The organism is Nostoc sp. (assembly GCF_036917155.1).
In the GTDB taxonomy this organism is placed as follows: domain Bacteria; phylum Cyanobacteriota; class Cyanobacteriia; order Cyanobacteriales; family Nostocaceae; genus Nostoc.
Genome location: NZ_JBALDZ010000195.1, coordinates 1 through 26,822 on the forward strand (window position 1 = coordinate 1; position 26,822 = coordinate 26,822).

General features: G+C 42.4%; 18 protein-coding genes. 6 read left to right on the forward strand and 12 right to left on the reverse strand.

All coding sequences use genetic code 11. The features are described 5' to 3' along the window. Nucleotides 1–163: 163 nt before the first annotated feature. Nucleotides 164–1,342, forward strand: a complete 1,179-nt coding sequence (sat, locus tag V7K67_RS24940; protein WP_334730561.1) for a sulfate adenylyltransferase — start codon at nt 164–166, stop codon at nt 1,340–1,342. A gap of 188 nt (nt 1,343–1,530) precedes the next feature. After that, entirely contained in the window at nt 1,531–3,651 is a 2,121-nt protein-coding gene (locus tag V7K67_RS24945; protein WP_334730560.1) for a caspase family protein, read from the forward strand. Between the two features lie 173 nt (nt 3,652–3,824). Here the strand turns inward: V7K67_RS24945 and V7K67_RS24950 are convergent, their stop codons facing one another. The 6 genes from V7K67_RS24950 to V7K67_RS24975 form a co-directional block, all read right to left on the reverse strand. Then, a complete protein-coding gene (locus V7K67_RS24950) occupies nt 3,825–8,180 on the reverse strand; it encodes a PAS domain S-box protein (protein ID WP_335168839.1) in 4,356 nt (1,451 codons plus the stop codon). A gap of 659 nt (nt 8,181–8,839) precedes the next feature. Next, nucleotides 8,840–10,108, reverse strand: coding sequence for a tetratricopeptide repeat protein (locus V7K67_RS24955; protein WP_335168841.1), 1,269 nt, complete (start codon nt 10,106–10,108; stop codon nt 8,840–8,842). Between the two features lie 378 nt (nt 10,109–10,486). Next, nucleotides 10,487–11,155, reverse strand: a complete 669-nt coding sequence (locus tag V7K67_RS24960; protein ID WP_335168843.1) for a 2OG-Fe dioxygenase family protein — start codon at nt 11,153–11,155, stop codon at nt 10,487–10,489. Between the two features lie 132 nt (nt 11,156–11,287). Further along, nucleotides 11,288–11,485 carry a hypothetical protein gene (locus tag V7K67_RS24965; protein ID WP_335168845.1) on the reverse strand — a complete coding sequence of 66 codons (198 nt, stop codon included), beginning with the start codon at nt 11,483–11,485 and terminating at the stop codon, nt 11,288–11,290. A 36-nt stretch (nt 11,486–11,521) separates the two neighbouring features. Continuing rightward, nucleotides 11,522–13,312: a WD40 repeat domain-containing protein gene (locus tag V7K67_RS24970; protein WP_334730556.1), complete on the reverse strand. Its 1,791-nt coding sequence runs from the start codon at nt 13,310–13,312 to the stop codon at nt 11,522–11,524. Between the two features lie 451 nt (nt 13,313–13,763). Continuing rightward, nucleotides 13,764–14,159 (reverse strand): hypothetical protein, encoded by a 396-nt coding sequence (locus V7K67_RS24975; RefSeq protein ID WP_334730555.1) that lies wholly within the window; start codon nt 14,157–14,159, stop codon nt 13,764–13,766. Between the two features lie 206 nt (nt 14,160–14,365). Between V7K67_RS24975 and V7K67_RS24980 the strand changes: the two genes are divergently transcribed. Both V7K67_RS24980 and V7K67_RS24985 read left to right on the forward strand, forming a co-directional pair. After that, nucleotides 14,366–15,349 (forward strand): alpha/beta hydrolase family protein, encoded by a 984-nt coding sequence (locus V7K67_RS24980; protein WP_334730554.1) that lies wholly within the window; start codon nt 14,366–14,368, stop codon nt 15,347–15,349. 11 nt (nt 15,350–15,360) lie between these two features. Beyond that, a complete protein-coding gene (locus V7K67_RS24985; protein ID WP_335168847.1) occupies nt 15,361–16,050 on the forward strand; it encodes an SDR family oxidoreductase in 690 nt (229 codons plus the stop codon). Nucleotides 16,051–16,289: 239 nt separating this feature from the next. Here the strand turns inward: V7K67_RS24985 and V7K67_RS24990 are convergent, their stop codons facing one another. The 5 genes from V7K67_RS24990 to nrdJ form a co-directional block, all read right to left on the reverse strand. Then, nucleotides 16,290–17,339, reverse strand: coding sequence for an aromatic ring-hydroxylating dioxygenase subunit alpha (locus tag V7K67_RS24990; protein WP_334730552.1), 1,050 nt, complete (start codon nt 17,337–17,339; stop codon nt 16,290–16,292). A gap of 559 nt (nt 17,340–17,898) precedes the next feature. Continuing rightward, entirely contained in the window at nt 17,899–18,336 is a 438-nt protein-coding gene (locus tag V7K67_RS24995) for a secondary thiamine-phosphate synthase enzyme YjbQ (protein ID WP_334732036.1), read from the reverse strand. A gap of 101 nt (nt 18,337–18,437) precedes the next feature. Next, nucleotides 18,438–19,607 (reverse strand): pyridoxal phosphate-dependent aminotransferase, encoded by a 1,170-nt coding sequence (locus V7K67_RS25000; RefSeq protein WP_335168850.1) that lies wholly within the window; start codon nt 19,605–19,607, stop codon nt 18,438–18,440. Between the two features lie 492 nt (nt 19,608–20,099). Further along, nucleotides 20,100–20,318, reverse strand: coding sequence for a hypothetical protein (locus tag V7K67_RS25005; protein ID WP_334708596.1), 219 nt, complete (start codon nt 20,316–20,318; stop codon nt 20,100–20,102). A gap of 197 nt (nt 20,319–20,515) precedes the next feature. Then, nucleotides 20,516–23,812 carry a ribonucleoside-triphosphate reductase, adenosylcobalamin-dependent gene (gene nrdJ / locus V7K67_RS25010; protein WP_335168852.1) on the reverse strand — a complete coding sequence of 1,099 codons (3,297 nt, stop codon included), beginning with the start codon at nt 23,810–23,812 and terminating at the stop codon, nt 20,516–20,518. A gap of 372 nt (nt 23,813–24,184) precedes the next feature. On the opposite strand from nrdJ, the gene V7K67_RS25015 reads away from it, so the two are divergent. Further along, on the forward strand, nt 24,185–24,520 hold the full coding sequence (locus tag V7K67_RS25015) for a KGK domain-containing protein (protein ID WP_334732031.1): 336 nt from the start codon (nt 24,185–24,187) through the stop codon (nt 24,518–24,520). Nucleotides 24,521–24,587: 67 nt separating this feature from the next. Continuing rightward, nucleotides 24,588–25,604: a tRNA lysidine(34) synthetase TilS gene (gene tilS, locus V7K67_RS25020; RefSeq protein WP_334732030.1), complete on the forward strand. Its 1,017-nt coding sequence runs from the start codon at nt 24,588–24,590 to the stop codon at nt 25,602–25,604. A 273-nt stretch (nt 25,605–25,877) separates the two neighbouring features. On the opposite strand, the gene V7K67_RS25025 is transcribed toward tilS, so the two are convergent. Beyond that, on the reverse strand, nt 25,878–26,732 hold the full coding sequence (locus tag V7K67_RS25025; protein ID WP_334732035.1) for a DUF72 domain-containing protein: 855 nt from the start codon (nt 26,730–26,732) through the stop codon (nt 25,878–25,880). Nucleotides 26,733–26,822: the final 90 nt, after the last annotated feature.

The following is a 26,822-nucleotide window of genomic DNA, read 5'->3' on the forward strand; positions in this document are numbered from 1 at the left end:
ATTTCATTTAGCATATTCCCCTCCGTTTTTTATACCTGGAGGGGATTTTATTACATCAAGCGATCGCCTCAATCAATAACTAGCAACTTGGGTTACGTACCAGCATTTGGTAAGTTAGTACATAATCTGAAACAATAACAGTAAAAGCAGAGAGGGGATTACGTTGAGTCACAATCCAGATGCCATAGCCCCCCACGGTGGACAGTTGGTTAACCGTATCGCCACACCAGAACAAAGGGCAGAGTTTCTCTCAAAAGCTGACTTTTTGCCGCGAGTGCAACTTGACGATCGCGCCGTTTCTGATGTAGAAATGATTGCGATCGGTGCTTTTAGTCCACTGACGGGTTTTATGAACCAAGAAGACTACGATCGCACCGTTACAGAAATGCGATTAGCTAACGGTCTTGTGTGGTCAATCCCGATTACACTATCGGTCAGTGAAGAAGTAGCTTCCCCGTTGCTAGAAGGCAGCTTAATCCGTCTGGATAACTCCAGAGGCGAATTTATCGGAGTTTTGCAACTCACCCAAAAATATCACTATGACAAAACCCGCGAAGCAATAAAAGTCTACCGCACTGATGATGTCAATCATCCCGGTGTGCAGGTACTCTATAACCAAGGTACTGTACATCTGGCGGGTGATATTTGGCTGTTGCAGCGTGAACCTCATCCCCAGTTTCCCACTTACCAAATCGATCCAGCTGCCTCACGGCAACTATTTAAAGAAAAAGGTTGGAAAACCATCGTCGGCTTTCAAACTCGCAACCCCATCCACCGCGCCCACGAATATATTCAAAAGTGCGCTTTAGAAATCGTTGATGGTCTATTTTTGCACCCATTAGTCGGGGCGACAAAAGAAGATGATATCGCCGCTGACGTGCGGATGCGCTGCTATGAAATTTTGCTGGAATATTACTACCCCTTAGACAGAGTAACTTTGGCAATTAATCCAGCCGCAATGCGCTATGCTGGCCCCCGTGAGGCCATATTCCATGCTTTAGTCCGCAAAAATTACGGCTGTACTCACTTTATCGTCGGACGGGATCATGCTGGTGTTGGTGACTATTACGGTACTTACGACGCACAGTATATCTTTGATGAATTTGCGCCAAATGAATTAGGCATTGTGCCGATGAAATTTGAACACGCTTTCTACTGCACTCGCACTAAGCAGATGGCAACATCTAAAACCAGTCCCAGCCGGCCAGAAGAACGCATTCACCTATCAGGGACAAAAGTTAGGGAAATGCTGCGGCGCGGTGAATTACCTCCACCAGAATTCTCCCGTCCAGAAGTGGCAGCAGAGTTAGCGCGGGCAATGCGGATAGAAGTTCCGGTTTAGGGCATTGGGCAAAATAGTTCCGAGTGCTGAGTGCTGAGTGCTGAGTGAAGAGTTAGGAGTTAAGAGTTAGGAGTTAAGAATTTTCCCCCTGCTCCCCTGCCCCTCCACTCCCCGCACTTTTCTAACTTTACAATACAGAGTTTAGCCCTGTAAGCTGCTAACTGATAGCTGAGGGCTGATAGCTAACTATGAAACGGCGCACGTTTTTACAGAGAATTGGCTCAATACTCGCGGTATTGGGGATAACTGAAGTTGAGTGGTTGTCTTTAGGAAATCGCTATTATCAGGCTTTGGCACAACCCAGTCCGCGCAAGTTGGCATTGCTAATAGGTATTAACCAATACCCAAAAATTCCAGCCCTCAGTGGTTGTCTGACGGATGTCGAACTACAAAAAGAGCTTTTGATTCATCGTTTTGGCTTCCAAGGGTCAGATATCCTCACCTTAACTGAGGAACAGGCTAGTCGGGAATTCATTGAGGCAGCTTTTTTGGATCACCTGGGCAAGCAAGCTAAACCCGGTGATGTGGTTGTCTTCCACTTTAGCGGTTATGGCAGCTGTGTAAAATTAGAAACATCACCAGATACAATGCAAAATGTTCTGGTGTCAGCTAATGTCAGTCATGCCTCACAAGACGAGAAAATAGTCAACTATATATTAGAAGAAACTCTACTGCTATTATTGCGATCGCTCCCCACAGAACGAGTCACAGCAGTATTAGATACTAGCTATTATGCTCCTAACACAGTCTTAGGATTAAAAATTCGCGCCCTTCAGGAATCAGCAGATGTAAAGCTAGTAGCAGAAGAACTCGACTTTCTCCAACAACTTAAAACTCAGAAATTACCCAGCACTCCGCTTGTTTTAGCGGCTACCTCAGAACCAAAGCAGCCGGCAAGGGAAGGACTTTTTTCTGGTTTTAGTGCTGGGTTATTTACCTACGCTTTGACACAGTATTTGTGGGAATTCACCCCAGCTACCACAATTCAAGTCGCCCTTTCCCATGTAGAAAATTCTCTATCCAAATTGGGTAGCAAACAGCAACCAGCATTATTAACTAGTCAGAAAAATCAAAATCTAACCTCTTTGCAGCCAGAGAGTATCATTGGTGCAGAAGGCGCGGTGACAGCTATTGAAGAAGACGGCAAAACAGTACATCTGTGGTTGGCAGGATTACCGCCACAAGTGCTGCTATACTACGGGGTGAATTCTCGATTTACCCTAGCAACAACAGAGCAATTAATATTGCGATCGCGGACTGGGTTAACAGCAAAAGCGCAAATTTCCCAAATTGAAGGTACAAATTCCCTACAAATCGGGCAACTTGTCCAAGAAGCAGTCCGGGTTTTACCCCGAAATATCAATTTAACCATAGCTCTAGATACTGGATTGGAAAGAATTGAGCGAGTAGACGCTACAAGTGCCTTCGCTGCATTTCCTCATATTTCCACCGTAGTAGTGGGAGAAAAACCCGCTGATTATGTTTTTGGTAAACTACAGGAAATTCCTAGTCGTTATGGTCTATTTTCTCTCGGTGGCGAGCTAATTCCCAATACCACGGGGGAAGTAGGAGAAGCAGTAAAATTAGCCGCGCAAAGATTAGCGCCAAAATTATCAATCTTGCTAGCAGCCAAGTTATGGCGACTCACAGAAAATCAAGGTTCTTCTCGCTTGGCTCTCAAAGCAACCTTAGAAATAATTAGTAATATATCACCTCGCGTCGTCATGCACCGTGAAACAGTCCGAGCTTTTAAAACTGAAACTCCGATTAAAAAATCAGTACAGACGCGATTAATTACGTCTCTCCCCACACCGATTGTCCCTATCGGTAGTCGAATGCAATATCGAGTGGAAAACCAGAGCGATCGCCCAGTATATTTAATTGTGCTGGGATTAAACAATAATCATACAGCGATCGCCCTCTACTCTTGGGAAACCCCCCAAGAACCAAATACTGAAGACATTAAGCCCCTCCTCAAAGAAGTTGTCATCGCCCCAGGTGAAACCCTTACCTTACCCCAAACTAATGCTGCTTCCGAATGGGTGATTTCAGGGCCAGCTTTCTTCTGCGAACAACAACTAATTTTTAGTACTACTCCCTTTAGCGCAACTCTCGCCGCTTTGAACGCTGCTAAATATTCCTCAGCCGAACAACGGCCTATTGGCCCATTATTGAATTCCTTAGACATTGCACAAGCCTTGCTCAAAGACTTGCACTTTAAAACGGAGATAAACGGCACAGCAACCGACTCATATATCTTAGATGTGAATAATTGGGCAAGTTTTAGCTTTACTTTTCAAGTGGTTTGACGAACCCACTCCCCATACGGTTCGGATAAGCAAGGGAAGCAGGGGAAGCAAGGGAGGAAAAAAGAAAAAAGTTAATTCTTCCTCCCCTACCTCTCTTCTCCCCCTGCCTCCCCTGCTTACCTCAACAGATAAATTTGTTAACCGAACCCTATTGAACCCACTCCCCATTTTTTCTAAGTCCTTCCAACAAGGCTAGCAACTACAGTCGCTAACTCAGCGGCTTCAATTGGTTTAGGTAAATGTAGCTGATAACCTTCTTGTATAGCTCGCATCCGATCTTCTGCTTTAGCATCAGCTGTCAACGCTGCGGCGGGAATATTTCCCCCTAGTTCTGGTGGTTGCGATCGCAGTTTACGGATCAAAGAGTAACCATCTTCCTGATGTATACTTATATCGCTAACTAAAGCATCTGGTTTCCACTGTATAATTAACTGCCATGCTTCTGAAACTGATGCGACAGCTTTAACTTCGGCTTGGCACTGTTCGAGGACTGTGGTGATGAATTCACGGGTATCAGCTTGATCGTCTACAACTAGTACGCGCACGCCAAGGAGTGAGAAAGGGAGAGGGGTAGAGGGGCAAGGAGGCACAGGGGCACAGGGGCACAGGGGGGAACTCTTTAGAAGTGGTAATTTGACTGTAAACGTTGCTCCTTGTTCTTTACCTGGGCTATCTGCGTGGACAGTACCACCATGCAGTTCTACTAAATGACGGACGATCGCTAATCCTAGTCCTAATCCACCGTATGTTCTAGTGTTAGAACTATCAGCTTGACGAAAGCGATCGAAGACGTAAGGCAGAAAGTTAGTATCGATCCCAATGCCTGTATCAATTACCTGAATTTGGGCATATTTATCTGTTGCCTGTTGTTTTTCTTGGCCGCTGACTACTGACAATTGCACCTCTACCCTTCCTCCGCCGGGTGTAAATTTAATAGCATTGGATAGCAGATTCCAGATGATCTGTTGCAAGCGCTCAAAATCACCAGCAACTAAGAATTGAGAATTTTCGCCAAGATTGCTTGGGGATTGTGCTTCTGGAAATTCGAGATTTTCATGATTGATTTCTAATTCCCCATTTGAGTTTGGCATTTCTTTGGAGGGAATAATGGAAAATCTCAAATCAATTTCCTTGGACTGGGAGGCTAGATTAACAGTCTGAATGGCTGACTCAATTATCGGAACCAAATTACAAGTACGGACATTCAGGCGTAACTTACCTCTAATCATCCGTGATATATCTAGCAAGTCTTCAATTAGCTGGGTTTGGGCTTTGGCATTGCGCTCAATTGTCTCCGTAGCCCTAGCCATTTGGGTTTCACTCAGCTTGCTTCGTTGTAGTAATTGTGCCCAGCCCAGGATGGCATTGAGGGGCGATCGCAACTCATGAGACAATATCCCCAGAAACTCATCCTTCATCCGGTTGGCCTCCTGCAACTGCTCAGTTTGTTGTTGCAAAGAAGCAATTAAACTAGCCCGTTCCATTGCAACCGCTATTTGGTCGCACACTGCTTGCATCATCCCCTTTTGATTGTCGGTGAAGCTTAACAGAGTGCGGCTGCCGAAAGAAAGAGTACCCAATAGTCGTCCTTGGGCAATCAATGGATAGGCATAATAAGCAGTAATGTTTAAAGAGCGAATCAATTCTGTTTGCGGGTCAGTTGATTGCTGCACATTCTCTACAGCTATTGCACAACGCTCCTGGGCTGCATTACCACAAACCGATTCACCAAATGCCAACCACTCAATTTCTTTCGCCATCTCCGGGGAAATGCCGCTGTAAGACCTCAACTGCATTAGCTGAGAGTTATCCTCAACCAAATAGTTAAAGTAAACATCTAAACCAATTTGTTCTGAGAGTTTTCGGTAGACGCTATCGATTAGTACTACTGGTTGCTGACTCGATAGTAAATCGTTAACTGTGTCGAATAGTAGCTTTAGCCGTTTGTAACCTAACGAGAGTGCTTTTTGTACCTCTTTGAGATTGCTAATCTCTTGGAATACCAAGATACAGATAGATGGATGACCGTGCATTGCTGGTAAAGTATCAGCAAATACTAGTAAAGAGCGCACACCACCAGGAGTGTGCCAGTCTACCTCCAATCCATTCAGACGTTCGCCAAGGGCAACCCGTACTCCTGGCATAAGTTCATTGGGGATGCGATCGCCAGCCGCATCCGTGTAGTGGTAAACTGTGTGATAATCTGCGGCGGCTACACCTTTGGGAAATTCGCCCCCAGCTAATTCGTCAGCAGAGCGATTGGCAAAAGTTACCCGCGCTGTTCCTGGTTCGATAAACAGCAACGGTCTTGGCATCAGATTTAACACATCCTCTAGCCATTTCTGCTGATTTAACAGCACTTCTTCTGCTTGTTTGCGCTCCGTAATATCTAAAAATGCACCAACACTTCCTCTGGTTTTACCCTCTTCGTCAAACAGAGGTGCAACATACTCCAACAGGTTGACGATTTTGCCATTGTCATGGACGACATCAACTTCAAAATCCACAACTTCAACACCATGAGCAGCAGAGTACTGCATTGGGAGTTCTTCTGTGGACAGTTCCCTGCCTTCTCGGTAGATTTTAAAGCTTGTCGGTTTTTCGTCCAAGGGAGCATTTGTCTGTGGGGATATTCCCAACTGCTTGGCAAAGGAAGGGTTGACCTTGATATTCTGGCATTCTGGATCTTCGGCAATGCCAATTCCAATGGGAATTACCTCCAACAACGTTTGTAATTCAGTAATGCGGCGTTGTAGATCCCTGTTTAGTTGTAATATTTGTTCCTTAGCCTGTTTTTGTTCGCTGATGTTGCGAGTCACAGTTGCTAAGGCAATTGACTCACCTGTGTTCTTATCTGTAACAGTGAAGATGTTGTAATCAACTGGTATCGGTTGACCTGTTTGGAGGTGGCAAAAGCAGAATTCTCCCTGCCAGCGCCCTTGTAATCGCACAGTTGGCAGTATATGTTCTTGAAAATAGGCTTTGTCTTTGGGCATGACGTAATCTAATACTGCTTTTTGCCCCACTTCTTCAAGGCTGGCAAGCCCTACCAGCTTTTGACCTGCATCATTTATATAGAGTAATTTACCCTCAAGGGTGGCAATACTGATAAAGTCAGAGCTATTTTCTACCAACGATACTAATTTTTGTTGCTCTGCTTCTGCTTGCTTACGTTCGCTTAAGTCGAGAATAAATGCTACCGATTCTTTCCGGTCGTCTCCTAGCAACACGTAACCAATTAACACCGAAATACGGCTACTATCCTTGCGAATATATTCTTTCTCATAAGGCGTACAAGCAGCGTTGGTGTTTCCTTGTGCTTCAGCAATACCTCGCTCATCTAAGTATAGATACTCTGGTGGTGTGATATTGATCCAATTTAACTTACCTGCTAACAAATCCTCCCGCGTGTAACCAATCATCCTGAGAAATTCGTCGTTTGCCTGCTGGATACCTCCATACACATCGCTAAACAGAATACCGATGACATTTGCATCAACAAAACTCGCTAGTTTAGCTTCGTATGTTCTCAGTGCTTTTTGAGCGCAGTCGCGTTGATAGCTGAGGCGTTCAATAACCCTAGCGCTTTGCCAAATCAAAATAGTAAAAATTACAATCAGGACGATGGCAAACACCGATACTGCAAAGGCCGGATCGTATTGTCCTGCCCGTTGACCTTTAACAATTACCCATCCCAATATAAAAGGTATTGCGATCGCAGCAACTAATAGACGACGTGCAAGTAAGCCGCCGTAAGTATCACTTGTAACTACCCTCATTAACCCCTGTTCTGCCCGCACCCACAGAATGCCCATACTTAGTAATATGAACAACCCCGCTGTATGTAAGGCCATTGATGTTGTATAAGGGGCAAGTCCATAGAGAACTTTTACTTTGTAGGCATAGCCCATTAGCGCCTGAAAGGAAATTAAAGTCGCAATCAGAGCCAGAATTTGGGCATACCAATAACTGCGGTGGTTTTTTGAATGAATCAAAATCTGTAGGGCTATACTCACCAGCATAAAGTTTAGTGCTGTGTTCACCCCCATTCGCCCCCGATATGCTGTTGCCATACTAGTTGGCGAATCACGGAACACTAGTTCATCAATGCCGAGATTCCAGCCGAACAGATATTGACAGAGTGTGAGCGCTGCAATTGTGGTGACAGCGATTGCACATACCTTGGAAATTAGTAGAGTTATTGGGGTCAAGTGGCCCTTTTTGGAATTGGAGGCAGTGGAACTGTGGGGGTAATTTTGAATTATTCTTTCTTCCGCACTTCCCTGCTTCCCGGCTTTTGAAAATAACCACAGGGATAGACCACACAGTATGAAACACAGGGCTGTGTTGACTTTCATTGTGGCAGGACTACCGAGAAAGCCGCGCTTAAGAACTTCAAGGCCAAGCCACCAACCAACTAGTACCAAACTGCCAACCAAAATAGGGATTGCACTCGCGATTTTTGCCACAAGTGAATTTGTCGGAATTTTCAATATATCTTGCAGCTGCAAGCGGTTAACATTTAACATTGAGTGTTCTCTAACCGCATCTATCTAGCGTAGTAAACTTCCGTGTTTCTTACGGGTTAATCATTTATATCCCTTGTATTTTAGGCTACATTTTGACTGATTTTTCATCTACCTCTGTGCATATTTTTTCTTGCACAATTTAGAGTAGGAAATAATAGTGGCTCAAAAAACAACCTTTGAGAGGATTTCAAAATTGCAGAGTATCCTCAACGTCACCTATACAGTTTGAGATTTTGGGTTGAGGTTTTGGACTTTAAATATAAAGATATACATCTTATTTTAAGAAAAATATAAACTTTCCATAAAGATATCATCATAATATTCAGTTGAAATGCTGAATATATGATGACAGTAAATTAGATTATCAGAGCGGATATTTATCAGTAAAAATACATTAAATAAAGAGCTATTTAAATATATAAATAAAAGCCAAAGCAAGGATTGACTTTGCTAAATCATAGCTGTTAGAAATTAACAAGCAACACGCGATTGGGATGTTTGGATTGCGACGCCGCAGTCAAACTCGCATTTCTAACTAAGCTTTGAAACGTGCTTAAGATAGTGTGCATTTAGTTTCATTGGAAAACGACAAGTAATTAATTGCATTTTCACCCGTATAATTGTACGGGTGAATTTACGTTTGTAGTGGTATTTATATTTTATCTACCGCGATCGCGTTCTAAATCATCAATCACTTTTTGCAAATACCACTCGTCTGACATCCCAGGATGGTAATTCTGCTTTTGCTGAATCAATCGTTCGGCAATTTCCCAGTATCCTCCAACCATCCGCAAAATTCGCTGACGTAGCAAGTTATACTTTTGCTTTTTCGACTCTGGACTAAACTTCTGGATTTTTTCTAGGCTACTTAAGACTTGTTGATAATTTCCCCAGTCTTCTTGTTCACAAAAGATACTCGCCGCCCGTTGATAATCTTCCACGGCTTTTTGTATTTCTTCTAAGCAAGTATAGGCAATGCCGCGATTGTAGTAAGCTTGAGCATCATCGGGGTTGATTTGCAGTGCTTGGGTGTAATCTTGAATTGCACCAAGATAATTGCCTGTTGTTCGATAGGCATTACCTCTGGCAATATAGACTAAGGCATCTTCAGGCTGCATCTGGAGTGCTTGATTAAGGTCTGCGATCGCTCCTTGATGATCTCCCAATATAGAACGTGCTTTACCTCGGTTGCGATAGACAATGGCATCTTGAAAGTTTAGCCGCAATGCTTGATTAAAATCTGCGATCGCTTCTCGATAATTACCCATTTTACAACGCACAACCCCACGACAGCAGTAAGCTTGGGCATCTTGCGGATCGGCTTTTAATACCCAGTTTAAATCGGCGAGTGCCTCTTGGGTATCTCCTTTTTCCGCTTTTTCTAATAGTTGTGTGAAATAATCATTGGTGGATAAAATTGGCGCACTTGTAGAATGTGATTGCTCAAGGGCTGGTAATTCTTTGGGTTGTAGCTGTTTAATTTGTTCTAGACACTGACGACAATTCTCTTTGTCTTGTTGCTCTAGATATAATTGTGCAGCTTTTTTAAAGTTAGCGATCGCATCTTGAATATAACCCTGTTTGCGCCGCACCATCCCTCGCAGATTATAAGCAGCAGCATAATTAAGATTGAGACGAATAGCGCGTTCTACGTCCTCCAACGCCCCCGGCAAATTTTTCAGCGCCACTCTTGCTAATCCCCGACAATAGTAGGCCTCTACACTCTCAGGATTCAGCTTCAAGGCTTCGGTATAATCTGAAACAGCCTTCAGGATTGCTCCTGAGTCATAATGTGCCAAACCCCTTTGCAAGTAAGCTTCGGTAAAGTAAGGTGTCAGTTGTAAAGCATGGTTAAACTCCTCAATTGCTCCAGCGTAGTCTTTTCGCCTAGCCTTTTCCAATCCTCTATTGTAGAATTCGTCATTCATAGCATTTATTTATTTGGTTGATTCAGTTAGTTGAATTCCAGCAGGCTTGTTTTGTAGTCTAACTTATGCACTCACCCTTAATATTCTAAGTATCCAGTGTGGCTTTGCTTAATTTCGGATTTTTGATGAAATAAAATAAATAAGGGAGTAGGGAATCAGGCTTTTCGAGTTATACGGAGTTTTTTAAAAAATGAAATAGGAGTCCTATATAACGATAAAAAATACAGTTTTATTAATTTATATAGCAATTTTAGCCATCAATTTAGATAAACTAATATCAGCATAACTATTTACAAGTACAAACAAAAAAATAGGGGAAATGAATAGATTCAATTCCCCATATCTTGTAGATTATAAAATATTTCCAGGTTACTAAAATTATTCCGAAAGTAAGCTGGGAGAAGTCAGTACAAAAACATCCCTACTTCCTTGAGCATCAATTTGTGGTTTTATCGAAGTAGTAAAATGGAAAAAATCATGATCGTTGACCAATAAGAGTTCTCCCGGATTTAGAACTTTGCTAAACACAGGCTTTTCTCTTCTGGTAGTATATAGATGTGTTTCTCCACCTTGAATATTATCTCTATCTACTGAAAATATCCCAATAAAATCAGTACCATCTTGATGGATACCTTCAGGTGCAGGATTACCCAAATTATCTGCCGAACAAATAGTTCTAATTTGATGAACTCCGATTTCCGCTTCTGGATGAAGTTTACAAGAATCACCAAATGCCAAGACAAGATTTCTAAAAATATCAAGTTCTATGAGTGCATCATCTAATTCTGCAAACTCTCTTTTTATGTCACCTACCAATGGATTATATTCTTTACTTTGAAAAAGGTAGCCATGAGGTAATTTGAGTAACTGATTTCCAGAGACTATGAACCGAGATAATCTTCTAGAACGATAATTGCCTTTGATATAAGGGTCAATAGGCATATTACTAAAAAATGGCTTGAAACCTTCTGGATTGATCGAATTTACTTTTCTTAGGGTAAACAAAAAAGCATATTCTAATTCCGTTGATGTCCACACCTCTTGCATAGGATTTACCTCCTTGCACGTTGAAATTCTCCCGGATTTTTTATGGGAGACCGATAATACTTATTATATGCTACTTTTTATTAAAATGTTGTCAATTTGACTACAAAAATTGACAATCCATGATACGTAAAATTACTCAAATTCTTTCACAGGGCAGAGTAGCTGCTGAAAGGATTTACCATACTCAGTCCCCAATCCCCAATCCCCAGTCCCCAGTCCCCAGTCCCCAGTCCCCAGTCCCCAGTCCCCAGTCCCCAGTCCCCAGTCCCCAGTCCCCAGTCCCCAGTCCCCAATCATTCTTTCATCCAAGGCTTTTGAAATTCGTTTCATCGGGAATGCCTTCTGCCTCTTCAACACGAATTACTATTAACTCCGTTGCCAAATTTTAATTGTCTTATCTAAACTCCCGCTAACTAACATCTCACCAGATGCTGTGAAGGCTAAGGCTGTGACTATATTCCCATGACCTGTAAATGTGCCCAGCAATTCTCCAGTTTGTAGATGCCACAATTTGATGGTTTTATCAGCACTACCGCTGGCGATAATTTGTCCATCGGGACTTAAAGCGATCGCATATACTTTATCTCTATGTCCTTTAAGAGTATGAACTAATTCTCCAGTCTCCAATTGCCAAATTTTAATTGTTTGATCCCAGCTACCACTGACGAGTAGTTTACCATCTGCACTGATTGCTAAGGAACGCACAATATGAGCATGACCCATGAGGGTATGCAGCGGTTGTGCATCTTTTAAACTTTTGATTCCTGTCTGCGGTAAGGTGCGCCAAACTTTGATTTTGCGGTAGCTACCTGTCACCAGAGTTTCCCCGTCTCGACTTAAAACCAGGGAATGAGCAGCTGTATCATCTAAAGAAAGTGCGATCGCTACCTGACGTTGCATCAAATCCCAAAATAGAATTTTTCTGTCATCTCCGCCTGTCGCTAGCATTCTGCCATCTGGGGTAAAGGCAGCACACCGCACTACCCCATTGTGTTTGTGCAAAATATCTATCAAGTCTAAAGCGCCTACGTGCCAAAGCTTAATTGTGGAATCTGCACCGCAACTCACTAAAGTCTGTCCATCTGAACTAAAAGCTAGGGAATTCACCTCATCCACTAGCCCAGATATCACCCAAGGATACTCTGATAATGTCTCTATTAATTCACCCTTGCTCAAATCCCACAGTTTCGTCTCTCCACGGCTACCACTTGCCAATATGGGTAAGGCTTTGCCATTGTTACACCCGGAACTGAAAGCTAGGCAATTAATCCCTCTGGTGTGTCCTTGCAAAGTCTGCCAGCATTCCCAGTCACCGACTATATCCTTGAGACAATGCTCTGATGGTAGAGTCTGTATTGTATCTGCGATCGCTCTCTCATTAATTACTGGCGACGCATTTTTTTTGCCAGTAAGTGATTCTAAGTACCAACTCAATCCCCCTGCATACAACAAGTTACTTGGAGTTACATACAGTTTTAGTTCAGCAAATTCAAGTTGATTTGTCGGTAAAAAGCCTGTTATTATGCTTTGCCTCTCGTAACCTAAATTACCTGTAGATGGATAAAACAAACATAGAAAAATTAATACTTGGTGATTTTTCAAATCTTCTTGAGTAATCGACCACCTAATTTTGTCTTTCTTAATACCATTAAAACTTTCTCCATCAGCAACGTAAACTTGAACACTTAGCTGAGGATGATCTTTAAGTACATAAGGAAATTTACTTTCGCCACACAAATTTCCTTCATCATCTAAAATCATATTTTGTAAGGTATCTTGTGACACCTTTTTTACCAATTTGCCCAACCGTTCAGTTATTACTCGGTCAACAATATACTCCCGTAAAAGATAATCTTGGGCTTGTTGTTGGAAGTATTTAGGGAAAGGTATCGTCCAGTCAGGAGGCTCAGGATATTCAGGTGGCGTTGGCGGCGGATTTTTGGCGAGAACTTGTGCTTGTTGGCGAGAAAGTTCTTGGAGTCTAGCCAATGGCTCACCCCAAAAGGCCATAACTTCAGTGTGACAACCTTTAACTTGACTTTCTAGCAAAGATAAGTCGTAAGTTTTAGGTTTTTTCACACGTTGAAGAAAGTCAGTTTGTTGAGCTTTGAGTAAGCTAATCCAATCCATCTGCATTCCTGCGGCAAACTGTTGCATACCTACGGTAAGCTATACCAATACAATTACTCAAGTTTATAACCTTAGTTAATTAAAAATTCAGTAATGTTAGCGGTCTAATAAAACACAGCCATTGGCAGATGTTTCCGGGAAAGAGATAGATAAACAGCACTTAGACGTTTCATGAATTGATGCAGTTGAAGTGTATAGAATTTAGATGATGTCAGTCAATTCTAACGGACATGGACAAAGAGATACTGTTTTCCTAGAAACACTTCTAGCTGCAAAAGAAAGTTTAATTGGAGACGGATTTCAAAGATTGCAGATACATTAAGTCAACAAATACCTACACAAAAATAACCTAGTACAGCACGGCGGAAGTAAACCACCCATTCCAAATCAATGAAACTCTTGCGGTATAGGAATTACGTAGCTTACTTCTCGCCTTCTCTACGAGACGCTACGCGAATGGCGAGTATTACGAATTATTTTAACCTTTACGTTTTGGTTGTCTGGGTGTAGTACTGACATCAGAGGAGTTGCCAAAAGTATCCCTGACTTCGATTTGTTTAATTTTCATTTGCAAGTTCAAGTCATCACTGCTAACAATTGTTTCTAAATTCGCTAATCTCTCCTCTAGCAGTTCTATTTGCTGCTGTTGCAAATAGTTAGTTTTTGATTTTTGCTCATCAGAACGCCAAACAGCAACGGTACCAACAGCGGCACCACCAATAGCAACTAAAGGAAGAATAGCACCGCTTCTAGTAATGGCTGACAGTGGGACGCAAACTCCGAGAATTGCTACTGTAATTACCCAAATTCTTGTAGTAGCAGATAATCTGACATCTTGGTATAGCTCAAGATTTGGTTGAGATTTTTTAGCCATAAATAAATCCATTGAAAAGTTATTTGCTAGATTGACACAATTACCTATTACAATACTTCCTACCATTGGGTTAGGTATAATTGCTATCCTAGTATTTATGTAATTATAGTTACTCAGTTATTTCTGATCGCTAGATTGGGATTGTTAGGAGCAGTTGTACCTGGCCAATAGAAAAATTTGCGGAAAATGATATTAGGAAGAACCAGATGACAGTTCGTGCTTTTTTCCAAGCTGCTAAAATCGAGGATTTCCAGTCTCCTTACGATACCATTCACTTGAAAGTTTTCTATCCAGCACAAATATCGACGGGTAAGGTAGAAAGAAATAGAGCAAATTTGCCAGTTGATTTAGAAAAGGCACCTTTTCCAGTGGTGATTTTTTTCAACGGTTTTAACTGTGATGCTCAACAATATCAATGGTTGGCGGTTAAACTTGCTGAACGTGGATTAGTGGTGATTCTCTTTAACTGGATTGCAGAAAGTATACCAGGAATAATGAGTCTGACTCCAGGGGTTGATTTTGAAAAGCTGAAACCAACAATTTATCGTACTGTTCCCACTGCTCCGGCTTTGCCAACACTGCTAGCGAAAGTGGAACAGTTACAGTCTGAGGGTATTTTAACTGGAATGCTCGATCTGCAAAGAATAATTTTAGGTGGACATTCCGCAGGTGGTAGAGTCGCAATCGAAAATGCCGATCCCCACTTTTTCCCTCAAGTTGCAGCATCTTTTGGTTATGGTTTACACACTATGGCAACGTTATCATTGGGGTACGAGGCAGCAACTATCTTATCCTTACCAGACTCCCTACCACTTCTACTGATGGGAGGAACTTGTGATGGAGTAATTGCGAACAACAGCGATCGCTATGGTGTAAGCTCTGGAAATGCTACCACCTCAGTCATCCGTACATTCCAAGAAGCAATTGCTGGAGGACGAAATGACAGCTATCTACTACTTTTGGAGGGAGCAAATCATTTTTCGATAGTTGATCGGCTAGATTCCACTCTAGATATAACCTTGTTGGACTTTCCCGCTACCCAACCTCAAGAAACCTTCCGTTTGCTGATGGGTGAAATTATTAGTTTGTTTATTGACACTCACGTTCGCCACCAATCAGGAGCATCTCTGTTGCTTGAGCAACTATTAAGTGCTGCCAATCCTCTGATAAAATCCTTTGAGCGTAAGTAATTAAGTTTATTATGACAAGTGAATCTTATATTTTTCTGGCTGGAGCAAGTCGCGGTGTTGGTCGAGAAATTGCCCAATATCTGAGGGCGCAACAGCTAAAGGTTAAAGCACTCGTGAGAACAGCAGCAGTTGCAGCTGAACTAGAGAAAACAGGTATTCAAGTAGTTGTGGGAGATGCCTTGAATATTGAGGATGTAGAAAGCGCAATCCTGAAAGATGAACCTATTCACACCGTTATCAGCACAATTGGCGGTTTACCAACAGATGGAGAAAGAGCAGATTACCCTGGTAATAGAAATCTGATCGATGCAGCAGTTAAAGCTGGAGTGCAAAAGTTTATTCTTGTATCTTCCATTGGTGCTGGTAATAGTGTTGTTGCTCTGTCACCCCAAGTTTTAGCAGCACTGGGAACAGTTTTAGTTGAGAAAGACAAAGCAGAACAACACTTAATCGCCAGTGGACTCACCTATACAATCATCCGTCCTGGTGGACTAAAGTCAGAACCAGCAACCGGTAATGGTGTTTTGACTGAAGATCCGCACATTATTGGTAGCATCAATCGTGCAGATGTCGCCCAGTTAGTTGTCCGTTCTTTAAATAGCGATCGCGCCAATAATAAAATCTTGTCAGCCATAGACCGAAATATGCTGTTTGGGCCAAGAGAATTTGCGGAATTTACAACCCCTTCGGGGCGGGAGTAGGGAGTAGGGGAAGAAATTAGCCCCGTTCGCGTAGCGTCTCCCTTTGGGAGAAATTGAGGTTTAAAGCCGTACTTCGTCCCGCTGCGCGAACGCCCGCAAGTGGCGCGTTCGCGCTAGCGTCTCGTCAGAGAAAAAATCCTTGTATCCCAAGGTAGGTTGAAACCCCGCCCGATGTTAAGCCTGATTTGTTTCCCCACTCCCCACTCCCTACTCCCTACTCCCTTTCATTTTGGAGTAATTTAAGCACGCCAGCGCAGTATTTGACCCTTAACAGGATTCACAAATTCTCGTCCTTCAGCAATAGAACGAGCATACTCCCGCTTCAACTGGTAGTACCACTGCGCCTGCACATCCGAGTCCTTAATCAGCCGTAGCACAGGATTATATTTGAGGCCAATCTGCTGCTTTGCCACAATTGTTCGGTCTTGGTCGATAAAAGTCCGCGCTAGCAGATGTACTAGTGGCTTGAAAAATCCTACCCAAGGGAGTGTCCAGTAAAGAGCAAAAGTTACTTCTGTTTCTGTGTCTGAAATCGGTGTAACAGCCGTTACATTAACGACTCGATGATTAGCAATTGTGGTTTCTTCGATTCTAACTCCAGGTAAACGAAAAGAAATCTCCGTTTCTGGCACACCACCGCCAATCAGCCAGTATAATCGACCCCCATTCGCTGGTAATCGATGTCGTCGCATCGTGAAGCCGTAGGGTGAAGCATCAAACTGCTTTACTTCCTCATGTAATTGCTCATTTCGCCACCACCAAGCGCGATGAACATAAGGTGAATGAGCCGGGTCCATCAAACCTACCACAGCATGATCCACAAAACAGGGAAATTTCACGACTTTTACGAACTGGGGCAGCTCATCAAACCCTGGAATCAGCGGAATTTCTATCTCGGAAGCAGGTTGAGGGTTATCTGGATCAGTCATATATATCCAGATATTTCCTTGAGCTTCGCGAACTGCATAAGACTGTACGTCGAAGCGACTCAAATCCATCTGCTGTTCTTCTACAAGAGATGGTATTGTAGTACAGCGTCCACCCTCGTTAAAGCGCCAACCGTGGTAACAGCATTCCACTTCCTGCCCATTGAATCTACCGCAACTCAAGGGCACACCACGATGAGGGCAAATATCCCGCATCGCCGAGACTTTGCCATCCTGGCTGCGGATTAGCAGTACTGGTTCTCCCAAGAAAATGCGGCTGATCATCATACCTGGCTTGATTTGATTGCTAGGCAAAGCATAGTACCAAGTATTACGTAATACAAAATTATCGTTATTTTTCATAACTAATACCAAATTGAGATAGATAGCATGTTGGACATTACTGGAACAGACTTTTGGTAAATACGTTTAATCTATAGGAATCCGATTTGATTCCTGAAAAAATCTAAGTATATGTAGTGGCGTGGCAAGCAAAAAAATAGTGCATGAGACGTAGGTTGGGTGGAGCGGAGCGCAACCCAACATCCTGATATCTGTTGGCTTTGGCAAAGCCTCCAACGCCACTTGCTACAACGCTCTTAACCCGCGCAACGCAGTGGCTCCCCAACCGACAATTTTTTTGCAACATTTTAGCCTTGACACGCCACTACAGTACCTAATTTTGTTCAAAAATCAAATAGTAATCCTATAAAATCCAAAATCTAAAATCCAAAATTGGTATAATTGCATCTACCTTTGACACAACAAAAGTCCTGATTTGTGGAAAGAAAGGTTATGCTTGAAAACATTCTTTCAAATTTTTAATTGCTGTAAGTAAAATTCAACTGATACATTTGTTGGTCATGTTCGTGATTCTCTTAGTTTTGGGTTTCGCTGGAATCATTGCAGGTGTGAATTTGCATTATTCGCCAGAAACTTGCACAAATATCGTTCTTTTACGCGGGCCGTCTAACTCAAAAAACAAAACAGATTGCCAAGTTCCTAATACTAATTTACCATCCACAAGGGGAATTATCTCACTTGTGGTCAGCATCATTGCCATTAAATGAGAGTGAGCATTTATCGGCTCATTTTCTGGAACATCTCTTAAATGCAAATCATTATGCAAATAGCTGTCTGACTCAGGTGCTAGTTTTTGCAAGAACACTTTGACATCTTCTAATAATCTGACTTCATTTTCGTTGATAGCTAATGCTGTTGTTGTGTGTTGAGAAAATATTAAAACTTGTCCATTTTTAATTGATGTTGAGGCAATAAAATCTTGAATTTGTGGGGTGATATTATGAATATTAATTTTTGGCTCAGTTTCAATTTCAATTAACTTATTAATAATCGGCATCTGTTGAATTTTATATTTGGGATTGCAGACAAGGTACGCTAACATAGCTTAACGTCCTCATAAATTTAAGGAAAAATCTAAAATCCAAAATTGAATGACTCCTAATTACTAACTATAGTTTCCAAACCCTGCACTAATCTTTCTATACCTTCTTTTGCCGTCTCTTTTTGCAGCGCCCCATAAGCAACGCGTAGGTAGCATCCGTCATCTATGCCAAAGGTTGTACCTGGAATAACTGCTACTTTATGTTCCTGGATTAGTCTTTTAACTAACTCAAAAGCATCCATTTGGGTATGAACTTTGAGGAAAAAATAGAAAGCGCCATCGGCGGGGATAATGCTACACAAGCCTTGTAGGCGATTAAGGGAGTCTAATACTAGTTGGCGTACTTGAGCGATCGCTGCTATATGACTCTGCAAATACTCCTCTTTTGCTTGCAATGCTCCTAAAGCTGCATATTGAGAAATGACTGGCGGACAAATCAAAATTGTATCCTGGACTTTTTTAACGGCGACAAGTAAGTGTTTGGGAATCACTATGTAGCCAATGCGCCAACTGGCAAAACCGTATGCTTTGGAAAGGCTATAGAGAGAAATGGTGTACTCGCTATTATTATCAAATGCGCCAGGTGAAATGTGTTTTATTCCGTTATAGGTAAAGTATTCATAAGCTTCATCGCTGATGTGGTAGATATTATGAACACCACAAATTTGATTTACTTGGTGTAATGCTGCTTCAGAATAGACAACTCCAGTCGGGTTATTTGGTGAAATCGTCACCACAGCCCGTGTTTTGGGAGTAATTGCTTGAGCGATCGCTTCTGGGCGCAGTTGGTAATTTTCATCTGTCGCTACTAACACCGGATGACAACCAGCCATTGCGATCGCCATTTCGTGGTTGAAATAATAGGGCGTATTCAAAATAATTTCATCGCCTGGGTTAGTGATCGCAAGAATGGCATTCATAAATCCCATGTTGCTCCCTGCTGTCACGACGATGCAGTTTTCCCCGTTGATTTCAATGCCGTTGAAGTCTTGCAATTTTCCTGCAAGTACTGTCAGCAATGGGGGAATTCCTTCCACTGATTTGTATGAATTATTGGCTGGTTCGGCTAAGAATTGGGCTAAAAATTCTATGGCTTCAGGTGGTGGGTTGTAAGAAACTACACCTTGTCCTAGAGAGATTGTTCCAGGAGAATTTTTAATCAGTTCCCCAACCACAGGAATAATCGGTGACTGTACCGCTTGCATACGAGAGGTTAGGGATTCCATGTTTTCTTGCTTATGTACCTGACTTTAGTATCTCTTAAATAGTGGAACAAGCGACTAGTAGAACATAGCGGAAATAAACCATCTATTCCAAATCAATGAAACGCTTACGCCGTATTAATTTTTCATTTTTAATTCCGATTTGCAGTACTAGTGCTATGACAGAAGTTTGCCTATCTTTAACAAGTTACTCAAGAAACTTGTTTGGTTAATTCAGATGGTACTTAGATTTACGTATTTACTTAGGTTTACGTAGTAATGCGCTAGTATTTTCCCCGATCGATATGATAAGATTCTACAATAGGCTACGCGAATATACTCTTTTGGCAGGTGGAAAATAAATTCTTACCTTCTGCCCTTTAATATCTGTTCTTGTTTGGTAAAGGTTCTATCCGTGATACGGAGTTGCTGATGTAGAAAGTAGGGTTCAGTGCTGTTGAGGGCAGCACTGACTCCCTGTTTTTTAGTAAATTCAACTATCCATGATTGGAGTTTTTAGTCAATCGAAATCTGCTGAGGGCCAGTGGCTTTGCCGTTATGTGCATCCGTTGTGGTGCTGGTGTAACTATTTGAGCGAATCTGTTTATCCAGCCAGCTTTTAACGGGATCTTCTGCAAGATTCAGCCGAAGCACACCAGAGAAGAACCCACCCACAAATGAAACTGGATGCTGAGTAAATTCCCTGAATATAGGTGACAATTCATTAATGAACATTAAGGGACTCCTGGCACTGCCGTAAAAAATTATTACTTCTTAATTGATCGTAACGTGTTTGGGCATGGGGCATGGGGCATTGGGCATACAAGTAAAAAGAAGCAAGTAAAAAGAAAGATAAGTTCAATATTTCTTTTAACTTTTAACTTTTAACTTGTTTCTCTCCCCCTGCTCCCTCATCCCCCAGTCCCCAGTCCCTAGTCCCCAGTCATTGGTTGCTGATCGGGAAACATGCACTTATCAGAATCACAACCACTAGGCCCGGCCTCTGTCATTTCGCCTAAATCGTAGCGGCTTAAGACTGCACAGAAGTCATCTGTTTTGCGCCGCGCTTTCACCTCTTGAGTTAAGCGATCGTAGGTGGATTTGTCTATTGGTTCAAATGGCAAACGCGGGAATGATTGCAGATCGTCAAAACGGGCTAAAAGAGCCGCTGAAATATATCCCTCATCATTCTGGATGGTTTCGTAAATGCGCTGCCCCAAAGGCTCGACTTCATCAGAGCGAAGTTCCAAAGTCGCTGATGTGTTGTGAGTCACGTACCAACGTTGAACTTGAAGGACAAAATCAAATTGCGCTAAGACTGAAAACTTAGAAACATCAATTTCATCAGCTCCAGATAAATCAGCCCAAGTTACAGAAACAGGGATTTCCACTAGCCATTCACTCACCCGTGGATCAAAGGGATCGTTGAGCAAATTGCCCTGTTCATCTTTGTCTGACTGAGAGGGAATGACGTTGTAACCATAGTCAATACAAGCTAAGGCTACTGGGTCATTTTTGCCAAAGGTGATGCGGCGAATAAATCTTTGGGCTTTCGGGGGATGCCAGCCGGAACTGGCATTAGTTAATAAAGCCTTAGTACCACTGGGTTGCACTGTGGTGCAACGATTTGGACGTTTGAGATTGTGGCGATCGCAATAATCCCAAACCACCCGATGTACAATATCTCTCCAAGAACTGAGGTATTTCTCTTCCTCACGCTTGAAAGCTAATCCTTGTGGAGTTGCAGGCCTTCCTGCTTCCCACCAGCGCAGCCAATCAACACCAAAAGCATGGACAAAGAAATCAAATAAACCTGTAAAAGAAACTCCCACAATTGGGTCTAATTCACGGCTGTATTGATAGCGTGGTTCCAGGAATCTGTGATTTAAAAGTGCTGCTACAGATAGCGCCCCAGCAGTAAAAGCTTCCTCTTGTTCTTTGTAATTATGTGGGTCAATTTGATTAAGATGAACCTCTGACAAATTACAGTTGCCAGTTAGGGTATTACCAAATACTCCTTTGTGATGTTCCGGTTCATTGAAGCAATAAGTATCGTGTAAACCTGGTAATTCTTCCACACCTCTGACTATTTGCCATTTACCTTTGTATTTGGCGTCACACCCTTTGCTCACATCCAAACGCTGGCAAGGAATTTGTCCACAGTCAGTGATTTGCAAGTAGTATAAATCTTGACTGCGAACACCATAGTTAGTTCCTGACCCTTGATGAGCGCAGAGATTTAAAGAAGAACGGATACCGCATTTAGTTAATAATAACTGCACTCGATACGCACGTTCATAATCAGAGATGTGAATCCTAATGCCATTGCTATGTGTATTTGTGCCATCTGTATCCGCTAAACCAGCGATAAAGTGCAAAATTGCTGGGCGATTCCAACTAGCAATTACATTCAGTGACTCTGGATTTGTTTTTAAACTCTTTAGAAATTCTCCAGAAAAACCTAAGTCTGTTACATCTTTAAAAGCCGGTGAGTAGTCATAGTTTCTTTCAGGAGACTTACTTCCGATTACAGATAAAGCTGCTTTCTGTTCATAGAGTCTAACTTTGGCATTACCATTTTGGTCTGTAGTTCCATCTCCTACAGCTATCCCCAAAGTATAGGCATAACTTGGATCGATATTTAATCCATCTTCATACTGAATCGTAAAAGGCTCAGTATGAATGGCATATCTACTAACATCCATCAAATCCTTGGTTTGGACTTCTTTGTATTCTTTATCAAATCTATCTTTCACAAAGAAGCGATGATATTCAGTTGCATCCAAGTAAGTACCATCTGCAAATTTGACTCGATATAGCTTGCGTTGGCGTAGCCCACCGGAGGTATCGCTACCAGTTTTAAATGGTGTTACTTGGCTCCATTTTTGACCATTCCAAATCTCAATGTCATCTCTGACAACATCTTTGATTTTATGTATTCCATCTCTAGTGATGAGTAAAGTATCACCACTTACACAGTGGAAATTAGCACCTACTATTTCACCACATGGATTTAAAGCATATCGCTGCAAACGATGTTCTAGCTCATTAGCATCAAGATTTGGATAACGTTGTTTTAACCACTGTTTTGCTGTTCCTTGTTCGTAAGCTTTCAAGAACTCAATTTTTAAGTTAGGAGTTGACAGCAAATCAATGTTCGATCGCGCTACGGCTTCACCAGCCCATTGAATCGCTCCCTCGCCGCTGTAATATTGTTTGCGGACAGCACCAACACATTCTTCTAAGGTTGGCTTGCGATGAAAAACTCTGGTATGGTTTGCCATCCTGAGTGCATCACGCTCTGGATCGATTCGCCAGTTGCCATTTTCATCTTGCTGCCATAAGTTATCTTTAGCGGTGGCTGCTAAGTCATCGCCAGAATCAAACTGACGCATCCCCGCGCTTCTTCGGATATTGCCTGCAACAATTGTGACAGCAGCTTGATCGATTAACAGACAACATTCAACTGAATTTAATTGTCGTCCTACAGCTTTATTCAAGATGGAAGCACAACGCTGATACAGTCCGGGCAATTTTACAGGATTAGCAACGCCTCCAAAGCCGTTGAGAGTTTCTCCTGCTTTGCGGACATCGCTGATATCAACTAATACTTCAACTTCTGCTGAAAATTGTTCATCAGTGGAGAGTTCTAATAGGGTTTGATATGATTCAACCCAACCTTCACGGCTATCTCCAACGTGAATAGTGACGTTATTGCCTTCTATATGAGTTTCAGTATATTCACGCCGCTGTTGGACAGGAGTGCTGCCAATTTCACCTTTTACAGTGACATTCAGTTGATTACGGATGGGGGGCAACTGGTTAATAAATTGTGGTTCTAGGACGGCTCCAGTACCACAACCCATCATTGCCAGATCCATCATTAACCCGAAGGCACTCCAGTCTTGGAGATTGGTAGAGGTGCAATTATATGCCCCGGAAAAGTTCTTTGGCTTGGTTATCCAGTCTGTACCACCAACCCATAGCCAGCGCCCACTGGGCATAGCTTTCAAGTTGCGCTGCATCTTATCCAATGTGAGAGCTTCTTCTGGAGTTAGCTTTCCTAACTCGACTAAGCCGAGTAGAGTGCGATCGCATACCTCATCCCATGTTTCCCTTAGTCCCGCCAATGTCTTGCGGCTATAGGTTCTAAAAAATACGGGATTTGCAGCTGGTGCTGTTTCTGGAAACCTTGCACTCTGGCGTGTTCTTTCGAGATTCTGAACCATATATTAAGTGTCTTGCGTTCTTCTTGCGTGCGGACAGATTATGACTATACGCCAAGTAGTTTTAGTATTAAAGATTGTCAAATTGTCCACTTTACGCTAGCTCTACCCTGCACTAATTACAACAGAAATTTATGATGTATAATGTCCTTCACCCTTGGGTAGCAGAGATATACTCGGTTCTAATTTACACAGATTACTTTATAAGTGAATTATCTCTATCGCCTGATATTCAAGGTGATTATCACTACTCAGGACTTTTTATTACTTTCCTACAATTAGCGGTGACGTTAAACAAGTTGTGGCTGTAAGTCAAATCCTAACAATTAATTCCGAACTCTTGGGAACTATAAATTTAGTTACAGGAGACTGACTATGAATGATCAATGGGAGCCTCTAAATCCTGATGATGATGTTGTGCATTTTCACCAAGAAGCATTTGAAAATTTACCCCGCACTCAAATAGTCTTTCAGTTATTAAAGGAAATCAAGAAAATTTGGGAAAAACACTCTACATTGCCAGGATCAAGAGTATTTGGAGAAGGATTTGAATGTTGTGTTTTAATACCTGGTCAACAATGGCGAACAGGTAAAATTAGAGTCAGCCTAGAATTTTGCCCTGATGAAATCGAAGATCATCGATTAGACATCAAACAGGAAAACTCTCCCCTTGACGATCTTCGGCAGCAACTAAAGGAAGGTAAAAACTAATACCAAAGTTTATCTACACAGATATAATAGAAAATTATCTTTGTCTGTGTGCGCTGAAAAAAATAAAATGGTATGGACTCCCCTACACGCAAAAATACATCGCACCATCCGATCGCGCCACTTATTTGAGCGTAACCAACGGCTATTAATCGCTGTCTCCGGCGGACAAGATTCTCTGTGTTTAATAAAATTACTTTTAGATTTACAATCCAAATGGGGATGGTATTTAGGTATTGCTCACTGCGATCATCGCTGGCGTTCTGACTCCGAGGCTAATGCTAAACACGTCGAAAATTTAGCGAAAACTTGGGGTATATCCTTTTATTTAGAAACAGCAAACGAACCGATAAATAGTGAAGCTGCTGCACGCGATTGGCGCTATCAAGCTTTAAGTGCGATCGCTCAGGCAAATAATTATCAATATATAGTTACAGGACACACTGCCAGCGATCGCGCCGAAACTCTCCTCTACAATTTAATTCGCGGTACTGGTGCTGATGGCTTACAAGCCCTGACTTGGCAACGCCCTCTAACTACGGGCATTATGCTAGTGCGTCCACTTTTAGCAGTCACTCGTTCACAAACAGAGCAATTTTGTCAAGAATTTAAATTACCAATATGGGAAGATTCCACCAATAAAGATTTGCAATATGCCCGCAACCGCATTCGCCAAGAATTAGTACCATATTTGCGAGATAATTTCAACCCCCAAGTAGAATCAGCCTTAGCCCAAACAGCAGAACTTTTACAGGCGGAAGTGGAATATCTGGAAAAAGCTGCCCAGGAGTTGCGGGATGAGGCATTGGGCATGGGGCATTGGGCATGGGGCATTGGGCATGAAGAAGATTCTCTTACTTCTCTTCTTCCTTTACGGTTAAATCGTCGGGTATTGCAGAAAGCACCACTAGCGTTGCAACGTCGGGTGATGCGTCAGGTGTTGCAGCAAATATTGACTGATGCGCCCAGTTTTGAACACATTGAGAAATTAACGGCTTTAATTATAGCGCCCAACCGATCGCAAACCGATCCATTTCCTGGTGGTGCGATCGCTCAAGTAGAAGGCGACTGGATCTGTTTGAAATAGTTTTGAGTATTGCTATTGCAAAGCTGGGAGAGGTTTGTCGAATTCACGTTAAATCACACTCTCGCGTTCTTCTAAATTGCTATCAAAATTTATTAATAAAATAAAGATGTACTAAGCTGTTGTGCCTTTAATTTGCACTACTATTTTTTCAATCTGATTGTGGGGTGGGCATCTTGCCAAATGTTTCAAGATTTGTAATTCTACATCCATTGCCTTACTTACCTTTCAGGTTTTTTTCTTCTTTTATTCAGGATACCCGGAAACTAAATATACTCACCATAAACTGAGTTGATTAGGGGGATACTCAAGGTTATTCCAAGGTAGGGGTGGAACTGATGTCCCACTTTGTTCCAATAGCTGTTGGAAGTGACGGGCTGTGCTGGGCGATCGCGCTTCTATTGGACAATGGACAAAGAAATAAATTCGCACTCCCATCTCTAACCATTGCTGAATCTGTCTTACCCACTCTTCCATAAATGGCTGATTCACTGATAAATTCGGATGAGAAATAAACCGAATCAGAGTAAAAGATGCTGTCACACTCAATTGCAACGGTAATTTGGGTTTACGTCGTTCCGATTGCAACTGGGGATCATCATCTCCAGTATAAATGGGGCGCGAATCTAATAATACTCGTCCTACACTTAACTTTTCTAAAAGTGCCGTCAAATTACTAGCATAGGGTTCCCGGAACCAGTCGGGATGCCGAACTTCCAGTGCTAGGGGTGCTTCTGTATGCGGCCAAGCTTCCAGAAAGTTGGTCAAATCGTCAAGTAATGCAGGTGCATAACTGGGTGGTAACTGAGCAAAGATTGGGCCAAGATGCTTACCTAAAGGGCGCATCCCCTCCAAAAATTTTAAAGCAGCCGGAATATAAGGTTGTAGCAAACCTTGATGGGTAATATCTCGTGGTAATTTTAGACAAAATTCAAAATCTGCTGGTGTTTCGGCAGCCCAACGGGTTACAGTTTCTTGGTTAGGCACGGCATAAAAGGTGGTGTTACCTTCTACAGTGGTGAAGCGACGACTGTAGAGATGGAGAAAATCGGCAGTGCGAGTGCCTTGGGGATAGAGTTCGCCCACCCAACCTTTATATGCCCAAACAGCACAACCGATAAAAAAGTTCACCAAACACCTCGCCCCGTGGAAGCCCCCGGATTCATCCGTGGGGGCAAGGGGCAGGCGAATTTATTCGCCGTCACGTCTTTAAAAACCATA

What these genes read in the sequence shown, in the direction of transcription:
- nrdJ (WP_335168852.1), bottom strand. Translation starts at nt 23,812, where the DNA reads ATGGTTCAGAATCTCGAAAGAACACGCCAGAGTGCAAGGTTTCCAGAA.
- V7K67_RS24980 (WP_334730554.1), top strand. Translation starts at nt 14,366, where the DNA reads ATGACAGTTCGTGCTTTTTTCCAAGCTGCTAAAATCGAGGATTTCCAG.
- V7K67_RS24985 (WP_335168847.1), top strand. Translation starts at nt 15,361, where the DNA reads ATGACAAGTGAATCTTATATTTTTCTGGCTGGAGCAAGTCGCGGTGTT.
- tilS (WP_334732030.1), top strand. Translation starts at nt 24,588, where the DNA reads ATGGTATGGACTCCCCTACACGCAAAAATACATCGCACCATCCGATCG.
- V7K67_RS24960 (WP_335168843.1), bottom strand. Translation starts at nt 11,155, where the DNA reads ATGCAAGAGGTGTGGACATCAACGGAATTAGAATATGCTTTTTTGTTT.
- V7K67_RS24975 (WP_334730555.1), bottom strand. Translation starts at nt 14,159, where the DNA reads ATGGCTAAAAAATCTCAACCAAATCTTGAGCTATACCAAGATGTCAGA.
- V7K67_RS25005 (WP_334708596.1), bottom strand. Translation starts at nt 20,318, where the DNA reads ATGTTCATTAATGAATTGTCACCTATATTCAGGGAATTTACTCAGCAT.
- V7K67_RS24990 (WP_334730552.1), bottom strand. Translation starts at nt 17,339, where the DNA reads ATGAAAAATAACGATAATTTTGTATTACGTAATACTTGGTACTATGCT.
- V7K67_RS25015 (WP_334732031.1), top strand. Translation starts at nt 24,185, where the DNA reads ATGAATGATCAATGGGAGCCTCTAAATCCTGATGATGATGTTGTGCAT.
- V7K67_RS24970 (WP_334730556.1), bottom strand. Translation starts at nt 13,312, where the DNA reads ATGCAACAGTTTGCCGCAGGAATGCAGATGGATTGGATTAGCTTACTC.
- V7K67_RS24950 (WP_335168839.1), bottom strand. Translation starts at nt 8,180, where the DNA reads ATGTTAAATGTTAACCGCTTGCAGCTGCAAGATATATTGAAAATTCCG.
- V7K67_RS24965 (WP_335168845.1), bottom strand. Translation starts at nt 11,485, where the DNA reads ATGAAACGAATTTCAAAAGCCTTGGATGAAAGAATGATTGGGGACTGG.
- V7K67_RS25000 (WP_335168850.1), bottom strand. Translation starts at nt 19,607, where the DNA reads ATGGAATCCCTAACCTCTCGTATGCAAGCGGTACAGTCACCGATTATT.
- V7K67_RS24955 (WP_335168841.1), bottom strand. Translation starts at nt 10,108, where the DNA reads ATGAATGACGAATTCTACAATAGAGGATTGGAAAAGGCTAGGCGAAAA.
- V7K67_RS24945 (WP_334730560.1), top strand. Translation starts at nt 1,531, where the DNA reads ATGAAACGGCGCACGTTTTTACAGAGAATTGGCTCAATACTCGCGGTA.
- V7K67_RS24995 (WP_334732036.1), bottom strand. Translation starts at nt 18,336, where the DNA reads ATGCCGATTATTAATAAGTTAATTGAAATTGAAACTGAGCCAAAAATT.